12 protein-coding genes are annotated in these 12,333 nt (G+C 36.2%); 7 read left to right on the top strand and 5 right to left on the bottom strand.

Annotated elements, in window-relative coordinates; translation table 11 throughout:
- Window positions 1-204: 204 nt before the first annotated feature.
- Entirely contained in the window at window positions 205-2,400 is a 2,196-nt protein-coding gene (locus EA772_RS17510) for a radical SAM protein (RefSeq protein WP_124914322.1), read from the bottom strand.
- Between the two features lie 268 nt (window positions 2,401-2,668).
- On the opposite strand from EA772_RS17510, the gene EA772_RS17505 reads away from it, so the two are divergent.
- On the top strand, window positions 2,669-3,385 hold the full coding sequence (locus EA772_RS17505; protein WP_124914321.1) for an FG-GAP repeat protein: 717 nt from the start codon (window positions 2,669-2,671) through the stop codon (window positions 3,383-3,385).
- A gap of 87 nt (window positions 3,386-3,472) precedes the next feature.
- Here the strand turns inward: EA772_RS17505 and EA772_RS17500 are convergent, their stop codons facing one another.
- On the bottom strand, window positions 3,473-4,663 hold the full coding sequence (locus EA772_RS17500; protein WP_124914320.1) for an NAD(P)/FAD-dependent oxidoreductase: 1,191 nt from the start codon (window positions 4,661-4,663) through the stop codon (window positions 3,473-3,475).
- A gap of 254 nt (window positions 4,664-4,917) precedes the next feature.
- Between EA772_RS17500 and EA772_RS17495 the strand changes: the two genes are divergently transcribed.
- The 5 genes from EA772_RS17495 (at window position 4,918) to EA772_RS17475 (ending at window position 8,280) form a co-directional block, all read left to right on the top strand.
- Window positions 4,918-6,057 carry a 5-(carboxyamino)imidazole ribonucleotide synthase gene (locus EA772_RS17495; protein WP_124914319.1) on the top strand — a complete coding sequence of 380 codons (1,140 nt, stop codon included), beginning with the start codon at window positions 4,918-4,920 and terminating at the stop codon, window positions 6,055-6,057.
- Window positions 6,058-6,116: 59 nt separating this feature from the next.
- Window positions 6,117-6,599 carry a 5-(carboxyamino)imidazole ribonucleotide mutase gene (gene purE, locus EA772_RS17490; RefSeq protein ID WP_124914318.1) on the top strand — a complete coding sequence of 161 codons (483 nt, stop codon included), beginning with the start codon at window positions 6,117-6,119 and terminating at the stop codon, window positions 6,597-6,599.
- Window positions 6,600-6,735: 136 nt separating this feature from the next.
- On the top strand, window positions 6,736-7,455 hold the full coding sequence (locus tag EA772_RS17485) for a TIGR04255 family protein (RefSeq protein ID WP_124914317.1): 720 nt from the start codon (window positions 6,736-6,738) through the stop codon (window positions 7,453-7,455).
- Window positions 7,439-7,894, top strand: a complete 456-nt coding sequence (locus EA772_RS17480) for a hypothetical protein (RefSeq protein ID WP_124914316.1) — start codon at window positions 7,439-7,441, stop codon at window positions 7,892-7,894. The genes EA772_RS17485 and EA772_RS17480 overlap by 17 nt, the downstream gene beginning before the upstream one ends.
- Window positions 7,894-8,280: a hypothetical protein gene (locus EA772_RS17475; RefSeq protein ID WP_124914315.1), complete on the top strand. Its 387-nt coding sequence runs from the start codon at window positions 7,894-7,896 to the stop codon at window positions 8,278-8,280. Before EA772_RS17480 ends, EA772_RS17475 begins: the two co-directional genes overlap by 1 nt.
- Before the next feature lie 17 nt (window positions 8,281-8,297).
- Here the strand turns inward: EA772_RS17475 and EA772_RS17470 are convergent, their stop codons facing one another.
- A complete protein-coding gene (locus EA772_RS17470) occupies window positions 8,298-8,861 on the bottom strand; it encodes a YqgE/AlgH family protein (protein WP_124914314.1) in 564 nt (187 codons plus the stop codon).
- Between the two features lie 46 nt (window positions 8,862-8,907).
- Between EA772_RS17470 and pdxH the strand changes: the two genes are divergently transcribed.
- Entirely contained in the window at window positions 8,908-9,558 is a 651-nt protein-coding gene (pdxH, locus tag EA772_RS17465) for a pyridoxamine 5'-phosphate oxidase (RefSeq protein ID WP_124914313.1), read from the top strand.
- A gap of 203 nt (window positions 9,559-9,761) precedes the next feature.
- Here pdxH and EA772_RS17460 read toward each other — a convergent pair whose 3' ends face one another.
- Together EA772_RS17460 and EA772_RS17455 are read right to left on the bottom strand one after the other, a co-directional pair.
- Window positions 9,762-10,703 (bottom strand): DUF1735 domain-containing protein, encoded by a 942-nt coding sequence (locus EA772_RS17460; RefSeq protein ID WP_124914312.1) that lies wholly within the window; start codon window positions 10,701-10,703, stop codon window positions 9,762-9,764.
- An 18-nt stretch (window positions 10,704-10,721) separates the two neighbouring features.
- Window positions 10,722-12,329, bottom strand: a complete 1,608-nt coding sequence (locus EA772_RS17455) for a SusD/RagB family nutrient-binding outer membrane lipoprotein (protein ID WP_124914311.1) — start codon at window positions 12,327-12,329, stop codon at window positions 10,722-10,724.
- Between the last annotated feature and the right edge of the window lie 4 nt (window positions 12,330-12,333).

Here is a 12,333-nt window from a genome sequence, read left to right as displayed (position 1 = left end):
TTTTCAGTATGTAAGGAATGTAAGTTTATGTAAGCACAGAATCTTATATTTTCTTACGTTCCTTATTTAACTAATTATCCTGTAATAATCTTTGTTTTGAATTTGTATTACGCGAAATGTCATCCTGAGCTTGTCGAAGGACATTTAACAATTAATGTAAGGGCGTTTCGACAAGCTCAACGTGACAATATCTTCTGAATATGGTTAAAGTACCAACAACCCAAATCCCCTCAGGGTATTTACCGGTTTCGAATACCAGAACAATTCGAAGTTTTCCATTTCTGCTTCAAAATCTGTTTTAACTTCAGCGAAAGAAAAAACCTTTTCATTGGATATATGGATTTTTTCTAAAATAGATGCCAACCATTCACCTTCAATTTTATTGGTTTGAATGGTAAAGCTTTCTTTTTTATCATGAAAAGTTAAGGAAGCCATTTCCCAGGTGTTTCCTTTTTTCGATTTAGTGAAAAATTCTGTTGATGGTTTTCCTCCTATCCACACTACTTTAGCGGTCGGTTTAGTATTGAAATTATGATCATCATTTAAAGCTTTTTCAATAAAATCAGCTGCAATTTTTGTTCTTGGAATTTTAAAATCGAACCAGTCTTGCAGTTCATAATCAAAACATATTCCATGCATAAAATTGAATAACGATTTTTTCAACCCGTAGCTAAATTTATTATGGTCGATGCCCGTTTTGTCGATGTAATTAATATCGTTATTAGCGAACGTTCCAATGGCTTCTGTTTCTTTAACTACCCCAAATTTTTCAGGATACATGCCCACCGGACTATGAGCCGTCATGGCGAACTGATGCCAGAAACCAGATTGTAAAATTCCTGCTTCAAACAACTGACGAACCATTTCCAAACTATCAACTGTTTCTTGAATAGTCTGTGTTGGGTAGCCATACATCAAATAAGCATGAACCATGATGCCTGCAGCAGTAAAATTTCGGGTAACTTTTGCCACCTGCTCCACCGTTACGCCTTTATCAATTAATTTCAATAGCCGATCGGATGCCACTTCTAAACCACCAGAAACGGCTATACAGCCAGAAGCTTTAAGCAACAAACATAAATCAGCAGTAAAGCTTTTTTCGAAACGAATATTGGTCCACCAGGTAACCGCCAACTTCCTGCGAAGGATCTCCAACGCTACTTCTCTCATTAAAGCGGGTGGAGCGGCTTCATCTACGAAGTGAAAACCATTCTGACCAGTTTTGGTATATAAATCTTCAATCCGATCTACAATTTGCTTCGCCTGAACGGGCTCATAAACTTTAATATAATCTAGCGAGATATCGCAAAAAGTACATTTCCCCCAGTAACAGCCGTGTGCCATTGTCAGTTTATTCCAGCGCCCATCGCTCCACATCCGGTGCATGGGGTTTACAATTTCGATTACAGAAATATATTGATCCAAAAGTAAACCAGAATAATCAGGAGTACCCACATCAGCTTGTTTGTAATCTTTTCTAAACGAATCGTTTTTATAGACCACTTCTTCATTTTCGAGCAAAAAAGTACGTTTGTACATTTGCATCTCTTTTGGTACCGTTCCGCTAATGTTTTGAATCAATAATTCAATTGGTAATTCGCCATCATCCAGGGTGATAAAATCGAAAAACTCGAAAACCCGTTTATCAGAAAGCGAACGCAATTCGGTATTTGGAAAACCGCCACCCATTGATATTTTTATTTCCGGGTGATTTGCCTTTAACCATTGCGCACACCGGAAAGCGCTGTATAAATTCCCAGGAAAAGGCACAGAAATCAAAAATAGTTTCGGCTGAACTGTTGCTATTTTATCCTGCAAGATTGAAATTAGGATTTTATCGATGTAGGTCGGCTGTTGTTGTAAAGCAGTATAAAGTTCATCGAAAGAGTTTGCGCTTCGGCCCAAGCGCTCTGCATACCGACTAAAACCGAAATTTTCATCGATGCATTCTACAATATAATCGGAAATATCTTCGAGATAAAGTGTGGCCAAATGTTTGGCTTTATCTTGCGTTCCCATGGCGCCGAAAGCCCAATCCAACTCTTCTAGTTGCGCAAAGCGAGATGCTTGCGGTAAAAAATCATCTCCACAAATTTGCAGTGCCAAAGTTGGATTTTTGCCCTGCAGAAATGCGATTACGGCATCAATTGTTTTTAAGTACTCATCTTTCAAAGCTAAAATGCGCTTTGTATTATCGCTTTTAGGCTTCTGATTATTAACCTCAAATAAATCGGTTAAACCTTTTTTGGAGAATAATTCTAAAATCACTTCAATGCCTAAATCAGCCTGTGTTGAAGAAATATTTTTGGTATTCAAAAAACCTTTGATGTATGCCGTGGCTGGATAAGGAGTATTCAGTTGGGTAAATGGTGGCGTAATGGCGAAGATTTCCGTTTTCAAAAGAATTATTTTTCTGCAAAAGTAAGGGAATTTTAAGACTTCTAAGCTTATTAATGTCCGGCAGTCATTTCCAGCATTGGTGTCAATCTTGGCACAGCGAAGAATCTGTAACGGATTAGCTCAACCTTAAGTCGCCTATTAGTTTATTGGTAATGTATTTCAGCAATTTGCTATGTCATGAGATTCTTCGTACCTATGAATGAGATGCTAGATAAACTAAAACCTAAATCCAAACGTTTTACAAATACATCACACCATTTTTATCTAAATGAAAATCTTTAACTTCTTTATGCTGATGCTCTTTGTGCAGGTGGGTTTTGCACAAAAAACGTTTTTATTCCCTAAAGTAAAGCCTTCAGGTAGTTCTGTTGAACAACTTACCCCAAATAACTGGACAGTAATTGAAACTACGACTGGCGATTTGAACGGTGACGGACGTGATGATGTAGCGGTAATTTACGAATCGGATAAAATTACGGATGAAGCCAGAACCTATGGAGACAACAATTCTGAAATTATTAAAGAAACGCAGAAGCCACGTATTCTGGCCATTTACTTTAAGGATAAAGTCACTGGAAGTTATCGGTTATCAACCCAAAACAATGATTTCATTTTACGTTCTGAAGAAGGTGGAAAACTTGGTGACCCACTAAACCAAATCGGAATTAAAGACCAGCAATTGTATTTGCGGTTTCAGGGCGGTGCCGAATGGCGCTGGGAAATGGGTTATACTTTCAAGTTTGAAAATAAAGATTGGTTTTTAACCAGTGCCATTAACCTATATTTCAACCAAAATACAGGCGACATGACTGAACGTGTTTATGATTTTAAAACCCGTGAACTGTTTACAACCGTTGGCAATTTACACCGTAGAGACGTGGCCAATCGCAAAACGAGTGAAGTGTTATACTTTTCTCAACTAAGGACCTTTAAAACGTTCAAAAAGCCTTGGGCTTGGGAAATTATGCCGAATGTTTATTTATAGTTTGCCACAGAAACACAGAATTCACGGAATGTTTCATTTTTTAAAGTGGCCGTAATTCCTCGGAACGAAGTGATTGTAAAGATAAACCTATATATTCTGAGCAATTACAAATCCGCTTGCCCAGGCCCATTGAAAATTATAGCCACCTAACCAGCCCGTAACATCCAGACATTCTCCGCCAAAAAACAAACCTGGAATTTTCTTACATTCCAGAGTTTTGGATGAGATTTCGTTGGTATCGATACCGCCACGCATTACTTCAGCTTTATCGTAGCCTTTATCGCCGGCAGGTTTTACCTTGAATTCGTGTATGGTTTGTGCTATTAACTGTATTTCAACACTTGTTAGTGATGCAACAGGCTTGCTTGAAGGTAAAAACTTACCTAATGCATCAGTAAATTTCTTGGTATAAAATCTATTCAACAAAGTTGATAACAATGTTTTGCCATTGGTTTTTCGTTCATCATCCAAGAGCGAAACAATATTCTGATGTGGCAATAAATTAAGATTAACCACCTCACCCCTTCTCCAGAATGAAGAGATTTGTAAAATGGCTGGACCGCTTAACCCCCAATGTGTAAATAGAATATTTTCTTCGAAAGAAATTTCATCATTGCTCACTTCGCAAAAAACTGAATTGCCTGACAGTTGCGCAAACCATTCTTCGTCTTTTCCGGTAATGGTAAGCGGAACTAAAGCCGGCGCTGTTTCTACAATTTTTAAATTTTGTTTGCGGGCAAAGCGTAAGGCAAAATCTGTTGCACCCATTTTCGGAATAGGTAATCCGCCAGTTGCGACAACAAGTTTTTCAGCCGTTAAAACATTTTTTTTTCCATTCTTTTCATAACTAACCTGAAAGCCATTTGGTAATATCTCAATGTCTTTAACATCGGCGTTGCAACGAATTTCCTGACCGAAATCTTCGCAAATTGAAGTGAAAACCTGCACTACATCCTTAGCATTTTTATCATCCGGAAATAATTGTCCTAACGTTTTTTCCTTCCCTTGAATACCATAAGTTTCAAAAAAAACAATGGTGTCGTCAACCGTCCATTGTGTAAAAGATGATTTAATGAAATGTGGATTTGCTGATATAAATTGTTCTGCTGAAGCAAATTGATTGGTGTAATTGCAGCGGCCGCCACCAGAAATCAAAATCTTTGCTCCGGGTTTTTCATTTTTTTCGAGTACAATTACCTTTTTACCCAAATAGCCAGCTTGTACTGCACACATCAATCCGCAAGCACCCGCACCAATAATTATTGCATCAGCATTCATGTAGCAAAGTTATAAGTTTTAGGTTTATAGTAGTGTTAGTTTCATAATAGCCCTGATTGTAGTGGAATACTTTTTGTTGCAGGTCTTCGATAAGCTCAGACTGGCAATTGCAAAAAGATTAAAACGGAAAGCGGGACCGAATTTTAAAAATTGCAATGCCTTTGCGCTTCGAAATTTAAGTGATACAAATTAACGATTGTGCCTTTATCCTTGTTCTTTTTGCTATTTTTGCATCTTAAAAATCTATCTCATTGATGGCAAAACAGATTAGCGAATTAAAACTAGGGATTTTAGGTGGCGGACAATTAGGCCGAATGCTCATTCAACAAGCGATTAATTATAATGTAAACTCGTTAGTTTTGGACCCTGACCCTGATGCACCTTGTAAACACATTGCAAATTATTTCGAGAACGGTTCGATAACAGATTTTGATACCGTTTATAACTTCGGAAAAAAGGCCGACATTATTACGATTGAAATAGAAAAGGTTAATATCGAAGCTTTAGAGCAGCTGGAAAAAGAAGGCAAACAGGTTTTTCCACAATCGAGGGTGATTCGTTTAATCCAGGATAAAGGCGTGCAAAAGCAATTTTTTAAAGAAAATGATATTCCGACCTCTCCTTTTCAAATCGTAAACACGAAGGAAGATATGGAAAACAGCCATATTCCTTTTCCCTATATTTTGAAACTCAGAAAAGATGGCTATGATGGTAAAGGTGTAATGAAAATTAATACTGCTGCCGATTTAGATAAAGCCTTTGATGCGCCTTGTATTATCGAAAAACTGGTCGATTTTGAAAAAGAAGTGGCCGTAATTGTTGCCCGTAACTCGAATGGAGACATGAAAACTTTCCCGATGGTCGAAATGGAATTTAACCCGGAGGCAAATCTGGTTGAGTTCTTGATTTCTCCATCTACTTATGCAGAAAGTTTACAGCAGAAAGCAGAAAACATCGCGAAGAACATCGCTTCATCTATGAATATCACAGGAATTTTAGCTGTTGAAATGTTTGTTTGCAGGGATGGCGAAATTTTAGTGAATGAGGTGGCACCTCGCCCACATAACAGCGGTCACCAAACTATTGAGGGTAATTATGTTTCTCAGTTCGAACAACATTTACGTTCTATTTATAATTTGCCATTGGGCGATACCACCAGCATCACCAATGCAATTATGATCAATTTGCTTGGTGAAAAGGGTTCTGAAGGGGTAGCTAAGTATGAAAATCTCGAAAAGATTTTAGCCATTGATGGTGTGTTCGTACATCTTTATGGTAAAAAATATACCAAACCTTTCCGCAAAATGGGTCATGTAACCATTGTTGATATCGACCGAGAAAAAGCTATTGAAAAAGCAAGATACGTTCAAAAAACATTGAAGGTTATTGCTTAGCAGAAAAAAGAGCAAAGAATAAGGAATAAAGATAAAAGAACTAAAGATTAGGATATAAAATGAGTGCTAAAGTAGGTATAATAATGGGCAGCAAATCTGATTTGCCCGTAATGCAAGATGCTGCTGACGTTTTAAAAGAATTTGGAGTTGACTACGAAATTACGGTTGTTTCTGCCCACAGAACACCCGAACGCATGTTTAACTATGCGAAAGAAGCACAAGCAAGAGGTTTAAAAGTAATTATTGCTGGTGCTGGTGGTGCTGCACACTTACCGGGAATGGTTGCTTCGATTACCACATTACCGGTAATTGGCGTTCCCGTAAAATCTTCTAATTCTATTGATGGCTGGGATAGTATTTTATCCATCCTGCAGATGCCAAATGGTATTCCGGTAGCAACGGTAGCTTTAAATGCAGCCAAAAATGCAGGTTTGTTAGCTGCTCAAATTTTGGCTACGGCTGATGAATCTTTGACTGTAAAAATGCAGGCTTATAAAGATGAGCTGCGAAGAAAAGTTGAGGAAAGTGCTGAGGAAATTTAACTTTAAATATATTCAAGCAACTAAATATTTGATTAATAACTTCACAATCAATATATTTTTAGTTACTTAGATCAAACAATATTGCTATTGTTTAGCTTTATAAAAAGTATAACTTTGGCAAACATCAAAAACCAAAATGAATTTAGAAAAATCGCCTTTAGTTGAGGCTTTATTTGAGGTAGCTTTTAAAGATGAATCAAAAGAATATGACCCTACATTACCTGGGCTATTTTATTCAAAAATTGAATCTGACTTTCCAGAAAAAAGCGAGGTATCAAACTTCGAATATTGGGTTGAAACGAAAGACGGTGCACGTAGAAAGATTACTGCACCATTATCTAGATTTTCAAATAGTGATGGAAGCATAATTCAATTGACAAAAGATTTCATAGTCTTTAATAAAATTGCTCCTAATATTAATTGGTTATCTCTCAAAGACAGTATATTAGAAAAACTCGAACAATTTATTCAAGTAAACAAAAACCAAAATATTATAAGCTATAGCTTAAAATATTTTAATATAATCGAAATTCCAACTGACGAAGCAATGGAAGATAATTTTACTTTTTCTTTGAGTTTTCCGAAAAATATTAATTACAAGTTAAATGGTTTTTTATCTAAAGTTCATTTTGAAACTGATGGAATGATGGTTAGAATGAATATTGAAAGCTTAGAATCAGAAAGTGAAGACTCCAATGCTATAGCACTAGAATTGATAGTTACTGGTAATGAGGAATTTGCGTACAATAAGGAAGTTTTATCTGAATGGTTAAAAGAAGCTCATGATTTAATTTGTAGAGTGTTCATAGAATCTTTAAATGTTAAATTGAAAGAAAAATATGGAGATAAAAATTAAGTTTCAAAGTGGAAATAATTATGATAGTTTTCATAATTTTTCATCTAGGGGTTGTAACAAAAATATAACAACCAGTTTTTACATGAATTCATTTAATGAAGTTCATTTATTAATATCGAAAATATCTTCTATAGATTGCGAATCGATGAAACTATTTTCAAAAAACGATGAATTTAGATCTTTTATAAAATATAGTTTAGATATTTTTGAACAAGAAAGTAAACTTCATCAAGTAAAACTTGAAAGAATTTTTTTAGATGACTGTGAAGAATTAAAATTTAGAATGACTTTTTATATCCCTTCAAAAAAATTCATTTCTTTCTTTGAAGAAAAAAAGTATGTTCCTGAAAGAATTGTGTATAGAAATTTATTGAAAAACCTTTTCACTCGTAACAAAGAACTAAGAAAATTAATTGTTATAGATGAACGAGTTTTATAATGGCATTTGATTGGATAAAATATTTAATTGTTGCTGAAAATCTTAAATCTTCTGGCACTGAAGAATCTTGTAGATCAGGTATATCGAGAGCTTATTATGCCGTCTTTGGAAGAGCAAAGATTTTTTGCATAAACCAATCTATCGTTAAAACGAAAGATTTGAACGACAATAGAAACAAAATTCATAGTTTTCTTATAAATTCTTTAGTAGAATCAGATCATCCTGAACTTTTTGAAATTGGTAAAAATATAGAAACACTTCGTGTAAGACGAAATGATGCTGACTATAATGCGGATTGTAAAGAGTCAGGAAAAATTAGTGTACTAGAAGATTCTATTTTAATAGTTAATGGGGTTTTGAAAAAAATCAATGACTATGAGCCATAAATAATCGTTATTTAAATTTAATTTAAACTTGGGTCTGTAGGAAAATTGCTTACATGCGCATACTTCGGACCCAGGTTTACAACAACATCTCTCCAAAGTTTTTCATCATCATTATTAAAAATTAAATCGGGGTGCGAAATGTCGCCGACCATCCATGCGTTTTGCTCTAGTTCTCGGGTCAATTGCCCATCATCCCAACCAGAATACCCCATAAAAAATTTTATCTCATCTTCCTGAATGGCATTTGAATTGATTAGAATTTTTAACGTTTCAAAATTTCCACCCCAATAAATGCCATTGCCAATTTCTTCTCCACTTTGTAGTTTATCGTAAGCACGATGAATAAAATGTAAAGTATCTGCTGCAACTGGACCTCCAAAATAGATATGATTGTTTGCATCCCATAAATCTTGAATAACATCTTTCAATAATAAATTTCCAACCTGATTCAGAATATAACCTACAGTTCCATCAGCTCCATGTTCTGTTAATAAAACTACAGAGCGCTTAAAGTTAGGGTCAGCCATAAAAGGTTCTGAAATTAATAATCGACCGGTTTTTGGTTTTATATTGTTTAGCATGACGATAATCGTTTGTAGCACCATAAAAGATGCCTATTTTTGTTAAATGCAAGTTACAAACGAATTTCTACAAAACCTGCGCCAAGATTATAAAAGCGCCACGTTAGACGAATCTGACGTAGATAACAATCCTATTACTCAATTTAAAAAATGGTTTGATCATGCTGTGGAAGCACAGGTTTATGAACCAAATGTAATGACTTTGGCAACTGCTGATAAAGCCGGTAGACCTGATGCCCGTATTGTATTGTTAAAGGGCGTTGATGAAGATGGCTTCAGATTTTTTACTAATTATCTAAGTGCCAAAGGAAAAGAATTGAAACGCAACCCTTACGCTGCTCTGGTTTTCTTCTGGCCTGATCTGGAAAGGCAAGTGAGAATTGAAGGAACTGTAGAAAAATTAGATAAAGAAACTTCTGAAGAATATTTCGTTACACGTCCGGCTGCCAGTCAGATTGGAGCGGTAGCATCTCCTCAAAGCCAGATTATTCCGAACAGAGCTTTTTTGGAAGAAAAATTTGAAGAATTAAAAAATAAAAGTGATGGAAAGGCAATAGCTAAACCTGCACATTGGGGCGGTTATATTGTAAAACCAACCAGAATTGAGTTTTGGCAAGGCCGAAGAAGCCGTTTACACGACAGAATAAATTTTGAATTGGTAAAAGGTAGCTGGGTAAAAAGCAGGTTGGCGCCATAATAATTCTTTAAAAGTGAAAAGAGATCTGCTATCCAGCCAGACCTCTTTTCAAAAGAATCATTTAACTACCTAATTTTAGGAAGTTTCTTTTCGATCTGAATTCACTAGCTGGAAAAGTGAAAGAAAACGCTTTTACTTCTAGCTGAACAAGATCAATTCAGCAACCAGCTGTTCGGCTGGTTGCTGAAAATAGTTGAGCAATTTTACGGTCTTGGACCAATGTATTTCAAAACCAAATTCATTTGTCTTGGCGCTGTAGTTTGGTTCCAATCGAAATTAAGCGTGAATGTCCTGGTAGCGGGATCGTAAGCATTTACTAACCCTGCCCTATTGGCAAGTGTTGCATTTCCTAAAGCGTTCATGGTTATTGCATTTGTGGTTGTATTAATGGTAGCCCTCGTATTATCAATACCAGCTACACTAGATGAACCACCAAACCACCTCATGTTCTGTACTTCAACTGTATTGGCGCCTGTTGTAACTAAATTAATATTAGGGTTTCCAGCGAGTGAACCATTTAAAGTACTTGGATTTTCTACTACGCCCACTGCTGTAAAACGTGTTACCTGACCCGAAACCACTTGATAAATACCATCCCATTGGTTTTTCGCAGACATAATGAATACTCCTGTACCAAAGTTACCACTTACAATACCTGCAGAACTCGAAAGGATTTTAATACCCAAAGCATAAGTTAATGCAAAATTGAAAGCCGAAGCTCTAACTTTTACAATCATTGTTGCTTTCTTTTGTCCTTTTGGAATAATCAAGGTGTTATTTGGTATAGTATACAGTGATGTTGGCAATATGGTTAAAGGTGCCGCTGTAGTACTCATCGATGTTACGGCATCATTGAATATTCCTAATTGAATGGTTACATCAGATGGCGCCCCATTAACTCCGGTATAATTAACCGTAATAGGCACATCAACCTCTGCAGCAGCATCAAATGATTTTGTTACTGTAGTGTATGTAACAGTTGGAATACCAGCAGTTCTTGTCGGAGGCAAGTCTCCTAGTTCTACAAGTGCACTTTCACCACCATTTCCATCATCGGTAAAAATATTTTCTTCTTTTGCGCATGAGGTAAACAGACAAATACCAAATGCTAATATTGCGGTATATAGTTTCGATTGAATTTTCATCTTTGTTTTATTTAACTATTAATTATTATCCCAAAATACTTTTGTTGTAAAAATGTTAATTCCAGATACTGGAGGAACGTTAGGATTTAAGTTATACTCAGTAGTAGGATATAAATTTCTTACCGGCAAGCGATCAGGTGTTGGTGCAACTGATTCTATGGAAACAAACGTTGTAGCTGCTGCTGTTCCAGATATTCTTGGATAACCAGTACGTTTGTATTCTTGCCACGCTTCGTAACCTTCTATAAAGTTAAGTGCAATATATTTTTGAGTAATGATCGCTTCAAGTCTCTGAGCATTCGTAGTAGCAAGGTTATAATTTACCAGGTAATTAGTGTTTGCATTGGTTGTGTTAGCCGTTTTATAAGCATTCAAATAATTATCCAATACTGTAGCAGATTGCGATGCTGTTGATGTTCCTGTTTTAGCTAAATAATTATAAGATGCTTTAATACCATTTTCAAAATTAGCCAACGCAGTACCTGGCAAGCTACGTCCGTTTAATGCAGCTTCAGCCAGTAGGAAGTAAGTTTCCGAAGCAGGAAAAATACACAATCCCATTACTCTACTTTTAAGCAAACCTGCTGCCTCGGTCGAATTCAAACCTGTTCCGGTTCCAACATACCAGTTTGGTCCGCCAGAGTTTGGATTATTTGGTGCGCCAAGCTGGCCTCTAGGTGTAGTGCCTGCCGCAAATAACCTGTAAGTTAATGCACCTCTACCCGCATCAGTTAATTTTGTTCCATTATAAAATGAATACATCCAGGTAGTTGGGATGTAGGAAGTACCGGTTATTGTACCTGTATAAGATGATTGATAAGAATCCCAAACCGGATTTTGACGGGCACTTGTACTCACATAACCTGGCTGAATTAAAACATCTTCTAATAAGAAACCTTCTGATGAAAATGTTCCGAAAGCAGTATTTACGAAACCCGATAAAGGACCAGATTGCGCTCTCGTTAAAATTCTTAATTTAATATTATTAGCAAATTGAATCCATTTCGTAACGTTACCAGCAAATACAATATCAGCACCATTAACGGTTAATTTGGTAACAGTAGACGAAGATGCATTTGCTTTCAAAACAGCGATAGCGGCGTCAATTTCAGTTACCAATGATTGATAAATAGCCGTTTGACTATCGTATTTAGGCGTTACATTATCAGCTCCAGTTAATGCTTCAGAATAAGGAACATCTCCATATTCATCTACCAAACGTTGATAATAATAAGACTTTAAGATTCTGGCAACGCCATTGTATAGTGCATATTGCGGAGCTCCGGAAGTGCTGTTAATTAAATATTGGATGCTACGCAAATCTGAAAAGGCAGCTGCAAATAAGCCGGTATTACTACCACTATCAAAATTATAGGTGATCGTTGTATTTCCTACAAAAGATACACCTCCTGCATTGGCCATGTAACCTACAATTCTTCCGCCATAGTTAAAATAGTTCATAAAATTGCTCGACATGTTATTTAACAGTGCGGGCAATACCAATTGTGGCGTAGATGAGGTAGCTGAATTTGGATTTTCATTAATGTCCAGGTAAGTTTTCTTACAACTTGCCAAGCTGAATACCAGTGCAAGTAATAGCGTTGTTATTTTATAATATTTTTTCATCGTA

Source organism: Pedobacter sp. G11, from assembly GCF_003860265.1.
In the GTDB taxonomy this organism is placed as follows: Bacteria; Bacteroidota; Bacteroidia; order Sphingobacteriales; family Sphingobacteriaceae; genus Pedobacter; species Pedobacter agri.
This window is presented reverse-complemented; position numbering and strand designations above follow the sequence as displayed.